The sequence below is a fragment of the Promicromonospora sp. MS192 genome (assembly GCF_049532985.1).
In the GTDB taxonomy this organism is placed as follows: Bacteria; Actinomycetota; Actinomycetes; order Actinomycetales; family Cellulomonadaceae; genus Promicromonospora.
In genome coordinates, this window is the sequence record NZ_CP186693.1 from 1600991 (window position 1) to 1618370 (window position 17380).

At 69.3% G+C, this 17380-nt stretch carries 18 protein-coding genes; 9 read left to right on the forward strand and 9 right to left on the reverse strand.

Annotation, left to right across the window (positions count from 1 at the left end; genetic code table 11):
* Window positions 1–51: 51 nt before the first annotated feature.
* Together ACO229_RS07150 and ACO229_RS07155 are read left to right on the forward strand one after the other, a co-directional pair.
* The gene (locus tag ACO229_RS07150; protein WP_423464329.1) at window positions 52–2268 is read left to right on the forward strand and encodes an LLM class flavin-dependent oxidoreductase; all 2217 of its coding nucleotides are present in this window, start codon (window positions 52–54) and stop codon (window positions 2266–2268) included.
* Between the two features lie 339 nt (window positions 2269–2607).
* Window positions 2608–3399 (forward strand): SDR family NAD(P)-dependent oxidoreductase, encoded by a 792-nt coding sequence (locus ACO229_RS07155; RefSeq protein WP_423464330.1) that lies wholly within the window; start codon window positions 2608–2610, stop codon window positions 3397–3399.
* 112 nt (window positions 3400–3511) lie between these two features.
* Here ACO229_RS07155 and ACO229_RS07160 read toward each other — a convergent pair whose 3' ends face one another.
* Both ACO229_RS07160 and ACO229_RS07165 read right to left on the reverse strand, forming a co-directional pair.
* Entirely contained in the window at window positions 3512–4414 is a 903-nt protein-coding gene (locus tag ACO229_RS07160; RefSeq protein WP_423464331.1) for an NAD(P)-dependent oxidoreductase, read from the reverse strand.
* 15 nt (window positions 4415–4429) lie between these two features.
* Window positions 4430–5458 carry an NAD-dependent epimerase/dehydratase family protein gene (locus ACO229_RS07165; protein WP_423464332.1) on the reverse strand — a complete coding sequence of 343 codons (1029 nt, stop codon included), beginning with the start codon at window positions 5456–5458 and terminating at the stop codon, window positions 4430–4432.
* 138 nt (window positions 5459–5596) lie between these two features.
* On the opposite strand from ACO229_RS07165, the gene ACO229_RS07170 reads away from it, so the two are divergent.
* Window positions 5597–6457 carry a helix-turn-helix domain-containing protein gene (locus ACO229_RS07170; protein ID WP_423464333.1) on the forward strand — a complete coding sequence of 287 codons (861 nt, stop codon included), beginning with the start codon at window positions 5597–5599 and terminating at the stop codon, window positions 6455–6457.
* A gap of 5 nt (window positions 6458–6462) precedes the next feature.
* Here the strand turns inward: ACO229_RS07170 and ACO229_RS07175 are convergent, their stop codons facing one another.
* Complete coding sequence (locus ACO229_RS07175; RefSeq protein ID WP_423464334.1) at window positions 6463–7452, reverse strand: NAD(P)-dependent alcohol dehydrogenase; 990 nt, start codon at window positions 7450–7452, stop codon at window positions 6463–6465.
* A gap of 131 nt (window positions 7453–7583) precedes the next feature.
* Here ACO229_RS07175 and ACO229_RS07180 point away from each other — a divergent pair, with 131 nt between their 5' ends.
* Window positions 7584–8423: a helix-turn-helix transcriptional regulator gene (locus tag ACO229_RS07180; protein WP_397432598.1), complete on the forward strand. Its 840-nt coding sequence runs from the start codon at window positions 7584–7586 to the stop codon at window positions 8421–8423.
* Between the two features lie 81 nt (window positions 8424–8504).
* Window positions 8505–10229 (forward strand): acetolactate synthase large subunit, encoded by a 1725-nt coding sequence (locus tag ACO229_RS07185; RefSeq protein ID WP_423464335.1) that lies wholly within the window; start codon window positions 8505–8507, stop codon window positions 10227–10229.
* Window positions 10230–10339: 110 nt separating this feature from the next.
* Here ACO229_RS07185 and ACO229_RS07190 read toward each other — a convergent pair whose 3' ends face one another.
* A complete protein-coding gene (locus ACO229_RS07190) occupies window positions 10340–11284 on the reverse strand; it encodes an SDR family oxidoreductase (RefSeq protein WP_423464336.1) in 945 nt (314 codons plus the stop codon).
* A 120-nt stretch (window positions 11285–11404) separates the two neighbouring features.
* Entirely contained in the window at window positions 11405–11677 is a 273-nt protein-coding gene (locus ACO229_RS07195) for an ester cyclase (RefSeq protein WP_423464337.1), read from the reverse strand.
* Between the two features lie 302 nt (window positions 11678–11979).
* Between ACO229_RS07195 and ACO229_RS07200 the strand changes: the two genes are divergently transcribed.
* Window positions 11980–12819, forward strand: a complete 840-nt coding sequence (locus tag ACO229_RS07200) for a helix-turn-helix transcriptional regulator (protein ID WP_423465275.1) — start codon at window positions 11980–11982, stop codon at window positions 12817–12819.
* Here the strand turns inward: ACO229_RS07200 and ACO229_RS07205 are convergent.
* Window positions 12816–12977 (reverse strand): hypothetical protein, encoded by a 162-nt coding sequence (locus ACO229_RS07205; protein ID WP_423464338.1) that lies wholly within the window; start codon window positions 12975–12977, stop codon window positions 12816–12818. The genes ACO229_RS07200 and ACO229_RS07205 overlap by 4 nt on opposite strands.
* A gap of 34 nt (window positions 12978–13011) precedes the next feature.
* On the opposite strand from ACO229_RS07205, the gene ACO229_RS07210 reads away from it, so the two are divergent.
* On the forward strand, window positions 13012–13881 hold the full coding sequence (locus ACO229_RS07210; protein WP_423464339.1) for a Kelch repeat-containing protein: 870 nt from the start codon (window positions 13012–13014) through the stop codon (window positions 13879–13881).
* Here the strand turns inward: ACO229_RS07210 and ACO229_RS07215 are convergent.
* Window positions 13869–14666 (reverse strand): SDR family oxidoreductase, encoded by a 798-nt coding sequence (locus ACO229_RS07215; RefSeq protein ID WP_423464340.1) that lies wholly within the window; start codon window positions 14664–14666, stop codon window positions 13869–13871. The genes ACO229_RS07210 and ACO229_RS07215 overlap by 13 nt on opposite strands.
* Before the next feature lie 145 nt (window positions 14667–14811).
* On the opposite strand from ACO229_RS07215, the gene ACO229_RS07220 reads away from it, so the two are divergent.
* Window positions 14812–15213: a MerR family transcriptional regulator gene (locus ACO229_RS07220; protein ID WP_423464341.1), complete on the forward strand. Its 402-nt coding sequence runs from the start codon at window positions 14812–14814 to the stop codon at window positions 15211–15213.
* A gap of 23 nt (window positions 15214–15236) precedes the next feature.
* On the opposite strand, the gene ACO229_RS07225 is transcribed toward ACO229_RS07220, so the two are convergent.
* Window positions 15237–15563: a hypothetical protein gene (locus ACO229_RS07225; protein WP_423464342.1), complete on the reverse strand. Its 327-nt coding sequence runs from the start codon at window positions 15561–15563 to the stop codon at window positions 15237–15239.
* Between ACO229_RS07225 and ACO229_RS07230 the strand changes: the two genes are divergently transcribed.
* Window positions 15552–15929 carry a hypothetical protein gene (locus tag ACO229_RS07230; protein ID WP_423464343.1) on the forward strand — a complete coding sequence of 126 codons (378 nt, stop codon included), beginning with the start codon at window positions 15552–15554 and terminating at the stop codon, window positions 15927–15929. The genes ACO229_RS07225 and ACO229_RS07230 overlap by 12 nt on opposite strands.
* 446 nt (window positions 15930–16375) lie before the next feature.
* Here ACO229_RS07230 and ACO229_RS07235 read toward each other — a convergent pair whose 3' ends face one another.
* Window positions 16376–17347 carry a lysostaphin resistance A-like protein gene (locus ACO229_RS07235; RefSeq protein WP_423464344.1) on the reverse strand — a complete coding sequence of 324 codons (972 nt, stop codon included), beginning with the start codon at window positions 17345–17347 and terminating at the stop codon, window positions 16376–16378.
* Window positions 17348–17380: the final 33 nt, after the last annotated feature.

The window sequence follows — 17380 nt, forward strand, 5'->3', positions numbered from 1 at the left end:
CTCAGTTACTCTGGCTTTGCGGGCCGGGTGCGCTCTGCCGAGACTGACTGCATGCCTGATTACGGACATCCGCTGCGGTTCGGCAGCTTCATCTCGCCCCTCGCCGCACCCGCTCGGCACGCAGTCGACCTGGCGGTCCTCAGCGAGGACATCGGCCTGGATCTTGTGACGTTCCAGGATCATCCCTATCAGGCGGTGTTCCACGACACCTGGACGTTGCTGTCATGGGTCGCTGCGCGTACCGAGCGCATCTATGTCGCAGGGAACGTGCTGAATCTTCCGCTGCGGCAGCCCGCGGTGCTCGCTCGCGCTGCGGCGAGCCTGGATCTGCTCAGCGGCGGCCGGTTCGAGCTGGGGATCGGGGCGGGCGGCTTCTACGAGGCGATCGCCGAGATGGGTGGCCCGCTGCTCACCCCGCCCGACGCCGTGTCGGGCCTGGACGAGGCGCTGGAGGTCGTCCGTGGCATCTGGGACGTCGACGATCCGGCACCGTTGCGGGTGGCTGGTCGCATCCACCATGTCGACGGCCCGCGCCGTGGCCCCCGGCCTGCGCACGACATCCCGATCTGGGTCGGTGCCGTCAGGCCCCGCATGCTGCGGATCATCGGACGGAAGGCCGACGGATGGCTGCCGAGCCTGCCGTGGCTGCAACCCGGTGACTTCGCCCGTGGCAACCGGACGATCGACGAGTCCGCCCGGAAGGCCGGACGCTCTCCGGAGCAGATCGTGCGGCTGCTGAACGTCAGCGCACGAGACCGCGCGGACGAGCTCGCCCGGCTCGCGATCGAGGACGGTGCAAGCGTGTTCATCCTCGCGAGCGACGACCCCGACGAGCTGCGCCGCTTCGCCGAGGTCACCGCCAAGGAGGTCCGGGAACGGGTCGCGGAGGCCCGTGACACCGCCGGTGCGGCCGGGGCCTCGGCCGGCTCCCGAGCGGCCGGTGCCGGGATCGGCGGCGACCCTGTTCCTGCCTCGTTCGCCGACCGTGCGCTCACACCGCAGGAGCGCGGGTACGCCCGCTACACGCACAGCTACTTCCGGGGCGCGCGCCCCGCGCTCGTGCTGCGGCCGCAGTCGACCGCCGAGGTGCAGGACGCCGTGCGCTACGCCAGGAAGCACCGGGAGGTGCCGTTGGGCATCTTCAGCGGAGGGCACGGCCTGTCGGGCAGGTCCCTGAACGACGGCGGCATCGTCATCGCCGTGGATGCGCTCGACACGATCGAGCTGCTCGACGGCAACCGTGTCCGGCTCGGCCCCGGCGCCCTCTGGGGCGACGTGGCGCACGCGCTCGCCCCGCACGGCCGCGCACTGACCTCCGGGGACGCCGGCACCGTCGGCGTCGGCGGGCTCGCCACCGCGGGCGGCATCGGCTGGTTCGTGCGCGAGCACGGGCTGACCATCGACCATCTCCGCTCGGTCGAGGTGGTCACGGCCGACGGTGAGCTCGTGCGGGCCGGCGTGGACGAGAACCCCGACCTGTTCTGGGGGATGCGCGGAGCCGGCGCGAACTTCGGGATCGCGGTGTCCTTCGAGCTCGACACCGACTCCGTCGGCCCTCAGGTCGGCTTCGCGCTCCTTCTCTACGTCCCCGAGGACATCGCTGTCTTCCTCCAGGACTGGGGCACCGCGATCGAGCATGCACATCCCAGCGTCACCGGAACGCTCATGATCAGCCCCGGCGGACGCCAGACCGCGGTGCAGGCGGTCATGGTCGTCGATTCCGACGACCCCGACACGATCGTCGACCGCCTCCGGCCCTTCGCCGGGCTGGCGCCCCTCGCGAACCAGTCCGTCCAGCTCACCCCGTACAGTGCCCTGCTCGCCCCGCCGCCCGGGACCGAGACGCAGCACGGCCACGGCGAGCCCCACGGGCACTCCGCCCTGGTGCGTCACCTGGACACCGACGTCGCCGAGGGCCTGGCCGAGCTGCTGGACTCCGACACCAGCTTCATCCTCTCCGTGCGCTCGGCGGGCGGCGCCACCGCCGCCGTCCCGCCGGAGGCGACCGCCTATGCCTGGCGCGACGCGAACTTCCTCGTCGTCACTCTCGGCGGCGGAACCGCGGACTTCGAGGACCGGTGGGCGCGGCTGCAGCAGCACACGGAAGGGATGTACATCAGCTTCGAGACCGACACCGGCCCCGAGACTCTCGCCCGTGCCTTCCCAGCCGCGCATCTGGACCGACTACGTGACCTCAAGGCCCGCTGGGACCCCGCAGGGCTGTTCCGCGACAACTTCTACATCGACCCCGGCTCGAACCGCTTCTGACGCGCCGTCTCAGCCGGAAGTGTCCGGCAACTGGCGGATCGGCCGAGTGGTTGTCAGTTGATCCTGTCCCAGGTGCGCATGCTTCCCGCGTCACGGAGTCGTCGGCGCCCACGGGCGGGGAAGCGATCCGCTGATCCTGTGATCGGGAGGGCCTGGATAGACCTGGACGGTCCGCCGAGGATCGATGACGTCACGGAGGATCCGCGCGAGCGGCGCCAGAGGCTTTCAGGGCGTCCGCTGCGACCCTGGACCGTCGTTGCCGCTTGAAGCGCCTCATACGACCTCAGCCACGATGCATTCCCACCTGCTCTGGCCGACCCGCGAACTGGAGAACACAGCATGGAACTCGATCTCGCTGGCAAGCACGTCCTGGTGACCGGAGCGAGCAAGGGAATCGGTCTCGCGACCGTCCAGGCATTCCTCGCCGAGGGTGCCAAGGTCACGGCCGTCTCCCGACACCGCACACCGGAGCTCGATGCAACGGGCGCCACCTTCCTGTCCGCTGACCTGTCCACGATCGACGGGCCCAGCCGGATGGTCGAGGCCGTCCTCGCGACCGGACCGCAGCTGGACGTGCTGGTCAACAATGCTGGCGGAGGGGATCTCCAGGACGGGATGCTCAGCGATCCGCTAGGCGGCGGGGACGAGGTCTGGGGGCAGACCTTCGCGCTGAACCTGTATGCCGCCGTGCGCACCACCCGGGCCGCGCTGCCGGCGCTGACCGAGGCGCGCGGCGCCGTGGTGAACGTGGGCTCGACCTCCGCCCTTCTGCCCCACACCAACCCCTTGCCCTACTCCGCCGCGAAGGCAGCGCTGAACGCATTCTCCCGAGGGCTGGCCGAGACCGTGGCCGGGGCAGGCGTGCGCGTCAACGTCGTCACCCCTGGCACCACCCGTACGAACCTCGTGGTGGGCGAGGACGGCTTCATGGCGCAGGTCGCCGCAGCCATGGGCGTGGAGCACTCCGTACTCCTGGCGGACCGCAACGGCCAGGACGGCCCGATCACCGGAGAGCTGATCGATCCGGCCGAGATCGCCAGGGTGATCGTCCTGCTGTCGTCCCCCACGATGCCGAGCGCCGTCGGGTCGAACTGGGCGCTGCACGCTGGATCGCTCAAGCTGCCCGCCTGAGCATCCGGGCCCGATCGCGGACCCGCCGGTGACCGGCGGAGCAGGGCCAGTGCAGCGTGGCGGTTATCCGGCCTGCTCGCGGAGGATCAGCTGGATCATCTCGCCGGCATCGTCACTCATCACGTCCTCCTTGCACGGTCGTGGCGGGTTCGGGGTTCAGGAGCGCGACCACCCGGGCCAGTGCGGACGCTCCCGCGATCCCGCGGGCGGTGGCCTCGGCCGCGTCGATACCGGCCTCGGTCATGGCCTGGTCGAACAGGTCCATGTCGAGCAGCTCCACCTGCGACAGGTGCGCGGCCGTGTCCGACAGGCTGACAGGACTGTTCGTGGGGGTGCGCACGAGGGCCTCCGAGGCGCCGCTGCCGAGCTTGAGGGCCTCGGCGAGCGCGATCGGGTCGATGCCCGCCTGGGTGGCGAGGTTGATGATGTCGGCGATGCCGGCCTGGTTCATCATGAGCAGGGTGTTGTTGAACAGCTTGACGAGCTGTCCGGCTCCGTGGCCCCCGCAGTGCAGCACGTGGGCGGAGTAGCTGTCGAACAGCGGCTTCACCGCGTCGAACACTTCGGTCGAGCCGCCGACGAGGGTGGTGAGGGTGCGCGCCTCGGCGCCGATGCGTCCACCGCTGACGGGGGCGTCGATGAAGGAGACACTGGCCCGGGCGCACAGTTCCGCGGCGCGGGTGGCGTTGCCGGGGGTGCCGGTGCCGACGTTCACGATGATCGTTCCCGGCCGCGTGGCGGGCAGAAGCTCTTCGGTGAGGAGGACGAGCACGTCGTCGTCGGTGCGGACGCAGAGAATCACGATGTCGACCGCCCGCGCGAGGGCGCGGAGGCTCGGGTGCTCGATGCGGGATGTGTCATCGAGGGCGTCGAGCGAAGCCTGGCGGCGGGCCCACACGTGCAGGTCGTACCCGCTCGCCGCTATCGCGGTGGCCATGGGCAGACCCTGGTCACCGAGGCCGACGAAACCGACGGCGAACTGCGTGTCTGTCCGGGGGAGGCTGTTGTCTGCCATGGGATGTCTCCGGGCTCAGCCGGCCAGTCCCCGGTCGACCATGCTGCGTCCGGCAGCGACGATTGCCTCGCGGGCCGGCCTCGGGGTGATGCCGAGGACGGTGCGGGTCTTGGTGTTGGAGATCCGCTTGACGTAGCCCAGGTCCGCGGCGACTGGCTTGAACTCGTCCCGGAACACGGCGGTCAGGCGGACGACGAAGTTCGGGATCGTGCGGGTCGGCACCTTGTCTGCCTTCTCGCCCAGCTCGTGCCTGAGGATCGCGCCGATCTGCTTCATCGCGATCGCCGGCTCGCCGGTGCCGACCAGGAAGCGCTCGCCAGCCGCACCGGGCGCGGTCATCGCGGCGACGTGCGCGGCGGCGACGTCCCGCACGTCCACGACGGGCACGAACATGTTCGGGTAGCCCGGCATCTCGCCGCTCAGGCTGTTCTGGACGATGTGGTTCGCGCCGGAGACGTCCTCGCCCATGACCGGGCCCATGACCGCGACCGGCAGGATCGTCGTCAGCTCCAGGACGTTGCCGGGCTGCTCGACGAAGTCCCAGGCGGCCTTCTCGGCGAGGATCTTGCTACGCCCATAGGCGTCGACACCCGGGCCGTTCAGCGGCGACCAGTCGTCCTCGGTGAACACGTGGTCGATGCGGCCGTGGCCGAACCCGACGGCGTGGAACGCAGAAGTCAGCACCACGCGCTTGACCCCGGCGTCCCGGGCGGCGCGGAGGACGCGGAGGGCACCGCCGCGCGCGGGCGCGACGACGTCCTCCTCGTCCTTGACGCGACCGGTGCGGACGGGGGAGGCGACGTGGATGACGTAGTCCGTGCCGGCGACGGCTTCCGCCCACCCGGCATCCTTCATCAGGTCGGCCTCGACGAAGGTCAGTGCCTCCTCGCGGGTGACTCCGGCGTCGCGGAGCACCGTGCGGACGGCGTCCTCCTTGCGGGCCGAGCGGAGGGTGGAGCGCACCGTGTGCCCCTGGGCGAGGAGCTGGGTGATGACGTGACCGGCGATGAAACCGGACCCGCCCGTGACGAGAACGTGTGCCATGAGAAGCCCTTTCCGTGACGTGAACCTCGAGCGACATCACGATCCTGATCGCCTTGCCGACCGCTACCCAGATACCTGGTGACACTGGTAGCGACAGGGCACACCCTCCGTCCGGTGAGCGCGGTTACCGTGGGTGACATGAACGACGAGCCGAACACACTGGGCGAGTACCTCCGGGCCCGCCGCGAGCTCGTCACGCCCGAACAGGTCGGCATCCCCGTCCTCGGTGTGCGGCGCGTGCCCGGCCTTCGTCGTGAAGAGGTCGCGATGCTCTCGGGTATCAGCGCGGAGTACTACCTCCGCCTCGAGCAAGGGCGGGACCGCAACCCCTCCGGACAGGTGCTCGAGGCGATCGCGCGCGTTCTCCAACTCGACGACGACAGCTACCTGCTCAGCCTCGCCGCCGAACGACCCCGCCGGAAACGCCCCAGGCCCCGCCGAGAGGTTCTCCCGGCCAGCACCGCGCGATTCATCGACGAGCTCCCGTTCCCGGCTTTTGCCGAAGGGCGCTACCTCGACGTCCTGGCCGCGAACCCCCTGGCCGCAGCCGTCTCCCCACGCCTCATCGCCGGTGGCAACCGGCTCCGGGACGTGTTCCTCGACGAGGCCGAGCAGGATCTCTTCGAGGACTGGGAGAGGGCCGCGGCGGTCCTGCTCGCCGGGTTCCGCAGGACCGTCGGCCACGGCACCGACCATCCGCGGGTCGTCGAGCTCGTCGGAGAGCTGTCGCTGGCCAGCCCGGAGTTCCGCCGGCTCTGGGCGCGGCACGACGTCGCCGAGCGCGCCGGCGCCCAGGTCACCTTCGACCACCCCACCGTCGGGCAGCTCCGTCTGGACCGCGAGAAGCTCGCGGTCGCCGGCACCGACGGCATCATGCTCGTCGTCTACCACGCCCAGCCCGGCACCGCGTCCGCCGAGCGGCTCGCGCTCCTCGGCTCGATCACCGCGCAGGCGGCCCCGGGCACCCGAGAGGCGACGACCAGCAGCGGAACCACCTGAGCGGCCTAGCGGCTCCTGGCGTCGATGACGATCTTGCCGCGCACCCCACCCTGCGCGAGGTGGTGGTGCGCGGCAACGATCTCATGCATCGGGAGCACGTCGTGGACGATCGGGCGGATCGCACCGGACTCGACGAACCCGCGCAGGCGGTCGAGGTCGGCGGGCGTCGGGTCGTTGCTGAACGCTGTCAGCCGTGTCCTCCGGTCGAGCCCGTCGACGGCCACGGCCAGCGCGGAGCGGATGGGGCGTCGTGAGTCGAGGGCGAGCGCCACCATGACGCCCTTCGGGACGAGGCGCCTGCGGAATGCGCGGAGCTCGGTTCCGACCAGGTCGACGATGACGTCGAACGTGGCGAGGTCTTCCGGCCGCGTGGTCCGGTAGTCGAGGGCCTCGTCCGCGCCGAGACTGCGGATCCAGTCGAGGCTGTCGGCACGGGCCAGGGCTGTGACATGTGCTCCGAGCGTCGCGCCGAGCTGAACGGCGACGACACCGACACCACCGGTCGCGCCTCGGACCAGGAGCCGTTGACCTGGGCGGAGGTCAGCCTTGGCGATGAGCGCATGCAGTGCGGTGGTGCCGGAGGAAGCGAGAGCGGCCGCCTCGATCTCGGAGACGTTGCTGGGTGCTGGTGCCACGCACCGCTCCGGGACGACGACTCGTTCGGCGACCGCGCCGAACGTCAGGTGCGGCATGACGCCCCACACGGTGTCGCCGGCCGAAACCCGTGTCACGGCTGGTCCGACCGACGTGACCGTGCCCGCGAAGTCGACACCGGTGCCGGCGGGCATCCGCTGGCGGACAACTCGCCTGAGGTTCCCGCTGCGGACAGGTATCTCGGCGCCGCTGACGCTCGCACCACCCACGGTGACCTCTACGTCTGTACGGCCCACCTGCGGCACCTCGACCTCAACCGTGCGGAGGACCTCCGCCGGGCCATAAGCCTCGTACCGGACAGCACGCATCGTGTCCTCTTTCGTCACTCGTTCAATGGTCATCGGATCGACAGAGGTCTATCCAACAGGTTCCGGGGCGACTGCTCCGCGCGGTAGAGGGGGCTTGTCAGTCCGTGGCTACCGTGCTCCGCACAAGGTAGGAACGAGGCGGAACTCTCAGAAGGGGGAGTGTCGTGATCGATCGTGCGGGGTTGGCCGGGTTCCTGCGGAGTCGGCGTGAGGCGTTGCAGCCGGAGGACGTGGGTATGCCGCGTGGGCAGCGTCGTCGCACCAGCGGGCTGCGGCGGGAGGAGGTCGCGACACTGTGCAACATGTCGGCGGACTACTACTCCCGCCTGGAGCGGGAGCGTGGACCGCAGCCGTCGCTGCAGATGCTTGCGTCGATCGCGCAGGGCCTGCACCTGTCGATCGACGAGCGGGACCACCTCTTCCGGCTCGCCGGGCACAACCCGCCGGCCCGGGGCTCGTCGAGCGAGCACATCAGCCCGGGGCTGCTGCGGATCCTCGACCGGTTGGAGGACACTCCCGCGGAGATCGTCACGGAGCTGGGCGAGACCTTGCGGCAGACTCCGATGGGGGTGGCGCTGACCGGGGACACGACCCGGTTCACGGGGCCGGCGCGAAGCAATGGATACCGGTGGTTCACCGACCCGGGGGCGCGGGATCTCTACGCGCCCGAGCAGCACGCCTTCATGACCCGGATGTACGCCGCGGGTCTACGAGGGCTGGTCACGTTGCGCGGCCCTGACTCCCGGGCGGCGTATCTGGCTGACCTGCTGCTGGGCAGCAGCGAGGAGTTCCGCCGGGTATGGGACGAGCACGAGATCGGGATCCGGCCGCACGAGGTCAAGCACTTCGTGCACCCCGAGGTCGGTGCCCTTGAGCTCACCTGCCAGCGGCTGGTCGATCCCGACCAGGCCCACGCCCTGATGGTCTACACCGCTGTTCCCGGCTCCGAGAGCTACGAGAAGCTGCAGGTCCTGTCCGTCATCGGTACACAGACGCTCCGTTGACCCGGCGCCCCGGAGCGCTCGCCGGCCACCCGGCGGGCCGGCCGGTCGCGCACGCCCTACCCGCCACCAGGGAGAGACACCATGCCCCGTCGTATGAATGACGCGTCGGTCGACGACGCCCGCTCCGAGTCGCTGCTCACCCGGTCGCGATCCAGGACAGTGAGCTCGTCGTCGCTCACGCCGCCCCCTGGTCCGGCGGCCGGCGCCGTCACCGGCGCCGAGGCGTTGCTGCGGTCGTTGTGCCAGGCGGGGGTCGACGTGTGCTTCACCAATCCGGGCACGTCAGAGATGCACACGGTGGCCGCTCTGGACGCGGTGCCGCAGATGCGGGGGATCCTGTGTCTCTTCGAAGGGGTCGCCACCGGCGCGGCCGACGGTTTCGCCAGGATGACCGGGCGCCCGGCCGCGTCCCTGCTCCATCTGGGGCCCGGTCTGGCCAACGGAGTGGCCAACCTGCACAACGCCCGGCGCGCGCACAGCCCGCAGGTGGTGGTCGTCGGCGACCACACCGACGACCACAAGGCGCTCGACTCGCCGCTCGAGTCCGACATCATCGCCCTCGCCGCGACCTGTTCGCGGGCGGTGCGCAGGATAGCCGGCGTCGACGACGTCGGACCCGCAGTGGTCGCGGCGGTGGCCGCCAGCCGCGCGGCCTGGGCTCCCGCCGACGACGATCCCGCGCACGTGGCGACAGGAACCTCGGGGCGGGTGTCCACGCTTGTCGTCCCGGCCGACGTGTCCTGGTCGACCGGAGCGCGGGACGCCGCTGCGGTGAACGGCCCGGCCACCTCGGTGGCGTCGGACGAGTCCATCGTGGACGCGGCCGTCGCGCTGCGGTCGGGGCGGCGGGCGGTGCTGCTCCTGGGCGGCGGGGCGCTCGGCGAACCCGGGCTCCGCGCAGCCTCCCGCATCGCACGAGCCACCGGCACCCGCCTGCTGGGTGAGCTGTGGCCCGCCCGCCGCCGTCAGGGCGCCGGCGTACCTGCCGTGGAACCGCTCGCCTACCGGTCGGAGGCGATCGCGCGGCAGCTGCACGGCACCGAGCTGCTGCTGCTGGCCGGTACGGGCGTCCCGGTGCCGGCCTTCGCCTACCCGGGCGTCGACAGCCGGCCCGCGCCCCACGCCGCCGACCGGATGGTCCTGGGCGGGCGCACCGACATCGACGTCGAGGACGCCCTCGTCCGTCTCGCGGGTCTGGTGGCGGACGGCGTCGAACCCGAGCCCGCCGCGCCGAGGCGGCCGGAGACCGGCAGTGGCGTCCTGACGCCGTCGAACTGGGCGCCCGTCATCGGCGCGCTCCTTCCGCCCGACGCCGTGATCAGCGACGAGTCGGTCACCTCAGGCATGGTGAACCTGAACGAGACACTGTCAGGCGCACCCGCGCACGACATCCTCGGGCTGACCGGCCTCGCGATCGGCCAAGGGCTGCCCGTCGCCACCGGTGCCGCGGTGGCCTGCCCGGACCGGCCCGTGATCTGCCTGCAGGCGGACGGCAGCGCCATGTACACGATCCAGGCACTGTGGACACAGGCGCGCGAACGCCTCGACGTCACCACCGTCATCCTCAGCAACCGCTCCTACGCGATCCTGCGCACCGAGCTGGAACGGGTCGGGGCACCGCACAACGGCGCGGCTACACGCCTGATGAACCTCGACGACCCGGCACTGGACTTCGTAGCGCTCGCCACGGGAATGGGCGTCCCCGCAAGCCGGGCGACGACCGTCGAGGAGCTGTACGACCAGTTCCGGGACGCTGTCGCCACGCCCGGCCCGCACCTGATCGAGGCGGTTCTCGCTCCCGCCTGACCTCGCACGCGGACGGTGGGGCGGGCAGGCAGGCAGTGCTGATGCACTGCCTGCCCACGGTCACCTCCTCGATGATGCTGCAGATGGCGTGCGGTGTCCGGGGCCTTCCTTCAGACGGCGCCGATGGTGTTCTTCGTCAGCTGTTCGGAGACGTCCCAGACGCGTGCAGCCTCGTCCGTGCTGCGCAGCCGCGAGTAGAGCTTCTGCTCGGCGGGCGGCCCTCCGACGCGACCCGGCCAGCTCGGGCCGTAGAAACCCCCGGGCTTGGCGTTGGGGTCCGTGGCGGCCATGAGCGCGGGCAGCTTGGCCGTCTCGACCGTCCCGAGCAAGATGCCCCTCTCGGACAGGAAGCGAATCATTCTCCGGGACGGTACCTCTTCACTACGACCGAGTTCTGGACGTGCCGCGAGCAGGTTCGTCGGGGCAACCCCAGGATGCGAGAGATTGCTGGTGATACCCCAGCCACCCGCCCGGCTGCGCCGGTCGAGCTCCAGACCGAACAGCCCGACCGCGATCTTCGACTGGCTGTAGGCGCCCTGCCCGTCGTAGCTGCGCTCCCAGTTCAGGTCGTCCCAGTTGATCGAACCTTGGTTGGCGGCGATGCTCACCTGCGAGGTCACCCGCGCGCGGCCGGCCCGTAGGAGCGGCATCAGGTGCGCGACGAGTGCGAAGTGACCCAGGTGGTTCGTGCCGAACTGGAGCTCGAACCCGTCGGCCGTGGTCTGTCGGTTCGGTGGGGTCATGACGCCCGCGTTGTTGATCAGGAGATGAATCGGTCGCCCTTCCCCGCGCAACGTGTCACCGAGGGCGGCGACGGACGTGAGCGAGGACAGGTCGAGGTCCCGCAGCGAGACCTTCGCGCCTGGCACGGACTCTCGGATCGTGGTGATCGCGTTTTCTCCCTTGCGCGGGTTGCGCACGGGCATGATCACCTCGGCCCCGGCCGCTGCGAGGCGCGCGGCCATACCCAGGCCCATGCCGTCGCTGGCGCCGGTGACGACGGCAAGCTTTCCCGACAGATCGGGGATCACGATATCGATGGTCTTGCGTGGCATTGGTCCACTCCTAGAAGTCAGGCTGTCAGCTCTACTGTGGTTGACGTGGACCGCGTTATTCAGGGCCTGACGATCCGCCCTTAGCAAGTACCTGTCCGGACCGGTGCGCCGCGTTGGCGGTCAGTTGTTCAGTTGTTCCCTGGCGGTGTCGGTGTCCTGGAGGTTGGTCATGTTGACGAACCGTCCGTCACGGACGCGGTACAGGGCGTACTCGGTGATCTCGAACGAGGCGCCGGTCGGAGCGACGCCGAGCCATTCCTTGACCGGGGTGCCGGTGTTGGTCAGGCGTGCGGCGATCTCGTGGCCGCTGACGCGGAGGTCGCCTCGTGTCGCCGGTGGCGATCGAGGTGCGGGTGCAGGGCAAGCCTGAGCGCGTGCACGGCTAGGATCCATAACGTGCCGTCCGCAGTTCCTTACGCGTCGTCTACTTCCGTGCCTGTGCCGCCGGCGAGTGATCCGGTCGCGGACGCGATCGGGCTGCTCAGGCCTCGTACCGTGGTCTGTCCGGCGTTGCGCGCCGGCGGGGCATGGGGCAGTGCGGTTCGAGGCGTTCCCGCACGTCACGATCGAGGCCGGGGCCGGCCGCGCCTGGAGCCCGGGCAGGGTGTGCGAGATCGATCGTGCTGACACGGCACGAGCGGAGACGGTACAGACGGACCGGTGCTGGTATGGGACGACACGGGGGACCAAGGATGATGATCGACCGGGCTGGGCTGGCCGATTTCCTTCGACGGCGACGAGCGGCGCTTCAGCCGGAGGACTTCGGGATCGTGCGTGGTGCACGACGTCGGACCAGTGGGCTGCGGCGCGAGGAGGTGGCCCAGCTGTGCACCATGTCGGTGGACTACTACACGAAGCTCGAACGGGGGCGTGGGCCTTCGCCGTCGGAACAGATGGTCGCCTCGATCGCGCGAGGTCTGCGGCTGTCCGTGGACGAGCGGGCCCACCTGTTCCGGTTGGCTGGACTGAACGCTCCTCTGCGTGGTTCGGACGGCCCGCAGGTCAGCCCCGGTCTGCTGCACGTCGTGGACCGTATCGGCGACGTGCCTGCCGAGATCAGCACGGAGCTGGGTGAGACCCTCTACCAGAATCCGCTGCACGTCGCGCTCACCGGGGACCGCACGTCGTATCGCGGGCCGGCGCGTAGTGTCGGTTACCGGTGGTTCGTCGATCCGGCCACGCGGCAGCTGTATGCGCGTGAGGACCACGTGTTCCTGACCCGGGTCTTCGTGTCCGGGCTGCGTCAGGTCGCGACGCTGCGCGGCCCGGGGTCCCGGGCGGCGTACTTCGTGGAGCTGCTCCTGGACCAGAGCGAGGAGTTCAGGCAGGTATGGCACAGGCACGAGGTCGCGATCCCGCCACTGGTGAAGCGCTTGGTGCATCCGCAGGTCGGTGCGCTGAAGCTGAACTACCAGTCGCTGGCCGACCCGGAGCGACACCATCGCCTGTCGGTGTATACCGCGTTGCGCGGGACGGAGAGCTCCGAGAGGCTGCAGCGGCTCATGGCCCTTGTGTCGTCCCCGGGGGGCCGCTAGACCGGTCGAGCAGCTCGGCGCTGTCCGTGCCGGGGTGTCGGGGTGAACCAGAGCAGGCGCTGCCGGCCGTCCTCGCTGAACAAGTTGAGGCAGTTGACATCGATCAGACCGAGCTCGGGATGGCTGATGCGCTTGCGGCCCCGACGGCGGAACGCCACGTCGTGCCTGTCCCACAGCTCAGAACGTGCGCCGATGGCTCTGGAGAGGCAGGAGCTCTATCCCGAGGTCGTCGACGACCTGATCTACGTGGCCGGGGGACTCCTCAACCCCAACACCGGGGTGTCCGCCCACTTCGACGCCTACGACCCGGTCGCCGACGCCTGGCAGCGGCTGGCGACGCTGCCGCAGGCCAGGCACCACATCGGCCTGGCCGAGGCGGACGGCTCCCTCTACGCCGTCGGCGGGTTCAGCGGCGGGTTCCCCCGGTGGCGGGCAGAGCCGGACACCTTCGTCTACTCGCCGGACGACGACACCTGGTCCACCGGCGTCGACCTGCCGGAACCGCGTGCCGAGTTCGTGATCGAGAGCGTGCGGGACCAGGTGTTCGTCATCGGCGGGCGGGTCCGGGAGACCCCTGACGCCACGACGTTCACGACCCACGTCGACAGCGACAGGAACGAGATGTTCGACCCGGCGACCGGAACGTGGACCCGACTCGCTCCTGCCCCGACCCTGCGGAACAGCGCCGCGTCGGCGGTCGTCGACGACCGGATCTACGTGATCGGCGGCCGGGAGTTCTCGCTGGCCGAGGACGGCTCCGCCGTCCAGGAGAACGTCGCGACGGTCGAGGTGTACGACCCGGCCACCGACGAGTGGGAGACGGTCGCCCCGCTGCCCGAGGCCCGTGGTGGTCTGGCCGCGGCCGTGCACGACGGTGCGGTCTACACCTTCGGCGGGGGCACCGAGGTGGGCGGGAACTTCGCCGTCGCGCGCAACGAAGCATTCACACCGGAAGAGGAGGAGCCGAGCCGATCACCTGGCGGGCCTGTACGGTCGATGGCATCAGCAAGAGGAAACGTCGCGAATGCTCCGATGACCGGTGCCATCGGTCACACGGCCTGATATGAGCCGCCGTCGATACGGAAGTCCGAGCCGGTGATCCAGACGGCTTGGTCGGAGACCAGGAATGTGATCAGGTCGGCTACCTCGGCAGGTTGTCCGGGGCGTCCCAGCGGAATGCCGCGGACCCATTGTTCGAGCATCTGCGCACCGGGATCGTCGGGGGCGCCGTGGGTGGATCGTGCGAGCAGCGCGGAGACCGAGTCGTTGGCGATCAGGCCGGGGGAGATCCTGTTGACGCGGATGCCGCGCCCGGAGAACTCATTGGCCAGTGCTTTGCTGTAGGTCGACAGCGCCGCCTTCGCCGCCTGGTAGGGGGCGTCGGGGCCGACCGGGAAGTAGGCGCCCACCGACGTGACGTGGATGATCGCGCCGCTGCCTCGTGCGACCATCTCGGGAAGCACCGCGCGATCCAGACGGACCGAAGCCAGCAGGTTCAGCTGGAGCGTCTGTTCCCAGATGTCGTCCGACGCCGACAGCAGCCCATCGGGTGGTGGGGTGCTGGCACCGACGTTGTTGATCAGTGTGTCGATCCCGCCGAGCAGATCGGTCGCGGCGGTCGCCAGCTCGGCGCAGCCGTCTGCTGTGCTGAGGTCGGCTGAGACGAAGTGCGCTGCGGGCGGCAGGTTCCCGGGATCCTTTCTGGCCGCCGCGACGACCGTCGCGCCGGCGGCTGCGAGCCGGGAGACGACGGCGCGCCCGACCCCTTTGCTGCCCCCGGTGACAAGAACGCGGCGCCTGCGCAGTCCGGCCGACTTGTGGGCTGTCGTCCCGCTTGGTTCGGGCATGTTGTCACTCTTTCTTGAAGGCGGTAGGTGGGCACCGGCCACGACCGCGGTCTAGCCTCTTACCCGCGGTGCGGTAGCCGTGCCCCGAACGCTAAACTGTGACACCAGTGTCAAGGTCAACATCGGAGATGTTCGGAGAAGCGCGGTGCGGATCGGGGAACTCAGCGCGGTCACGGGCGTGAGCAGTCGCTCCCTGCGTTACTACGAGCAACAGGGCCTGCTGCAAAGCCGCCGTAGGGCCAACACCTACCGGGAGTACGAGCCGAGCGCGGTAGAACAAGTCGCCTTCATCCAAGACCTGTTCAGCGCGGGCCTGTCCTCGCAGGTCATTCGCGACAGCCTTCCGCTGGCCGGATACACGCCCACGGAAACGGACTGTTCAGCACTTCTCACGCGGGTTCGCGAGGTTCGTGACGAACTTGCCCGGCAGGAGCAGCGCCTGGCGCAACGCCGACAGACCCTCGACAGTTATCTGGCCGGTGAAGCGACACCGCGCGGCATACTGGCCGTGCCTCCCCAGCAAGCCGCGAGCGGAACGGCGGACTGACAGGCCGACGCGGCCCACTGGCCCTAGGTCCCTTTCGACCGGTCCGTCAGATCGTGACTACTTCCGCCCGCTCGGGATTGAACATCGATCTCGGCGCTTGGGGTCAGTAGCCGCTGCAGCAGCAGTCCTCGCAGGCACGAGGTGGCAATGATGCTCTGCTGTTCCGCCGGCGTCGGCGTGGCGCCATCACGAAGGGCGGCCGACTCAAGGATGCGCGCCAGGTCGTCGACGTCCGCGACGAATTCGTGGAATGCGTCCTGCTCGTAGACGGCCAGCCCGACCAGATGGAAAAGGCACGGATTCGATCTTCGTGCGCGGTGTCCGAGTAGAAGCTCCAGATGGACCTGCACAGGGCTTCGAATCCGAGCTCTGACCCTGTTGCGGCGATGACGAGGTTGTCGCGGCGACGGGCCTCCGAGAGCACGGCACTCCCGCGGGCCGTCGTGGAGAAGATGGCGCTCGATGGTGTCGACGCGCGGTACATCGTGCCGCTGCTCGAACCTCACCTCGCCTCGCTTGGCCGCGATCAGCTCTTCACGATCCTGCAGGCACTCAGCGGTGACTACCCCAAGCTGGCCGAAGTCGGTCGAGACAAGCCGCGGATCCCGAATACTCATGCCGACCGAGCATTGCTCGAGCACCTCAAGCTGGAGGGCATCGTCGGCAAGTACGACGATCTCCAGTCGCCGATCAAGGTGAACAAGAAGTACAAGTGAAGTAGGGCAACGCTCCACCTGTGCCCCACCCTCTCGCCTGTCGAGGACTGGCGTCAGACGCGCCAGGTGGTAGAAGCGACCTGCCATCCGAGCGGCGCGCCCAGTGGCCCTAGCACCCGAGCGACGAGGACAGGCCGGCGTATCCTGATCTGGATCGATCCGCCCCAGAGCGTGCGCGCTGGCGCGGAAACTTCAGTGAAAGTGGCACGTAGACGGCACGGCGCCGATGGGCGCCCGCAGAATCCGCAGATATTCAGGCATCGAAGAGCTGTTGGGCGAGAACTGGGACTACTGCTCCAGTTCCGAAGGGACTCCGTGGATGGCCCACGCGGGCGGCTTCGGGCATCGGGAGTTTCATGACCGAATCGGTCGTCATCGTCTATCGTCGAATGGCCGCGTGGATCTCGCTGGACATTGGCGGCGAGATCCACGCGAAACAGTGGACTTTAGCTAGTCAGTGGCGTCCTGACGGGGCCGGTTGCGCGGGTGCGAATCCACACCACGATCGCGGTGGCGATTACCACCAGCGCGGGACCGATCAAGGCGATGCCGTTAGCCGCATTCGCTGTAGAGCGGTCGATGCCCGCGCCCAGGTCGGTACTCAGGGCGATCGCAAAGACGAAGCTGAGGGTGTTGAAGGCGACGTGGATGGCTACTGCGATCTCGATGCCTCCGGAGCGCCATGTGATGAGGGCCGTGGAGACAGCGAGCACGAAGTACCAGATGTAGAGCCACGGGTCTCCTGCCAGGTGGAAGGCGGCGAAGACCGCGGCGGAGACCGCGATGCCAAGAAACAACGACACACGCGGGCCCCGGCCCCAGCTGGCGGCCACGCGGAATACTAGGCCGCGCAGTCCGTACTCTTCGCCAGCTGCCTGCAGCGGCATGAGAACAAGGGTGGCCGCCAAGATCCACAGAAGGTCGTTCTGAACCCAGACGGTCGACTCGGAAGGCAGGACGTAGTTGCTGACCACGTTGAGGACGACGAAAGCGGGGGCGATGATCAGCAACGCGCGTGTCAGCAGATCGAACCGAAAGCGGGAGAAGACGGAGTGCAGCGACGCGCCCGGCACTCCATACAACCAGCGCTGGATGACCATGGCCCACGGCAGCAGCACTGCGTTGCCGACCAGTCCGAAGGCATGCAGTGCTGGCGTGAGGGGTCCGCGGCCGGGCGCAGTGTCCGGCGTCCCGATCACTCCGTCCAGCCAGTGCGCCAGCACGGAGAACCCCAAGATTGCCGCCCACATGCCACCGACGAGGAGCACGATCGCAAGGATGCCGCGTCCGATCCGTCGCTCGTCTCCGGCTAGGACGCGGTGATACTCGACTCCGGGTGGAACGGCATTCGCGCGCGATTCGCCTTCTCGCCGCGCGGCGAGCACGCCGTCGCCGGCGTCGATTCGGGAGTTGTCCATCGGCATTACTGTCCTGTTCATCTGGAAGGTGGT

Bases quoted from the DNA above. Each gene is read 5' to 3' on its own strand.
- ACO229_RS07210 (WP_423464339.1), top strand. From the start codon at position 13,012: ATGGCTCTGGAGAGGCAGGAGCTCTATCCCGAGGTCGTCGACGACCTG.
- ACO229_RS07200 (WP_423465275.1), top strand. From the start codon at position 11,980: ATGATCGACCGGGCTGGGCTGGCCGATTTCCTTCGACGGCGACGAGCG.
- ACO229_RS07160 (WP_423464331.1), bottom strand. From the start codon at position 4,414: ATGGCAGACAACAGCCTCCCCCGGACAGACACGCAGTTCGCCGTCGGT.
- ACO229_RS07195 (WP_423464337.1), bottom strand. From the start codon at position 11,677: ATGGATCCTAGCCGTGCACGCGCTCAGGCTTGCCCTGCACCCGCACCT.
- ACO229_RS07170 (WP_423464333.1), top strand. From the start codon at position 5,597: ATGAACGACGAGCCGAACACACTGGGCGAGTACCTCCGGGCCCGCCGC.
- ACO229_RS07150 (WP_423464329.1), top strand. From the start codon at position 52: ATGCCTGATTACGGACATCCGCTGCGGTTCGGCAGCTTCATCTCGCCC.
- ACO229_RS07175 (WP_423464334.1), bottom strand. From the start codon at position 7,452: ATGACCATTGAACGAGTGACGAAAGAGGACACGATGCGTGCTGTCCGG.
- ACO229_RS07215 (WP_423464340.1), bottom strand. From the start codon at position 14,666: ATGCCCGAACCAAGCGGGACGACAGCCCACAAGTCGGCCGGACTGCGC.
- ACO229_RS07185 (WP_423464335.1), top strand. From the start codon at position 8,505: ATGCCCCGTCGTATGAATGACGCGTCGGTCGACGACGCCCGCTCCGAG.
- ACO229_RS07155 (WP_423464330.1), top strand. From the start codon at position 2,608: ATGGAACTCGATCTCGCTGGCAAGCACGTCCTGGTGACCGGAGCGAGC.
- ACO229_RS07165 (WP_423464332.1), bottom strand. From the start codon at position 5,458: ATGGCACACGTTCTCGTCACGGGCGGGTCCGGTTTCATCGCCGGTCAC.
- ACO229_RS07230 (WP_423464343.1), top strand. From the start codon at position 15,552: ATGGACCTGCACAGGGCTTCGAATCCGAGCTCTGACCCTGTTGCGGCG.
- ACO229_RS07190 (WP_423464336.1), bottom strand. From the start codon at position 11,284: ATGCCACGCAAGACCATCGATATCGTGATCCCCGATCTGTCGGGAAAG.
- ACO229_RS07235 (WP_423464344.1), bottom strand. From the start codon at position 17,347: ATGGACAACTCCCGAATCGACGCCGGCGACGGCGTGCTCGCCGCGCGG.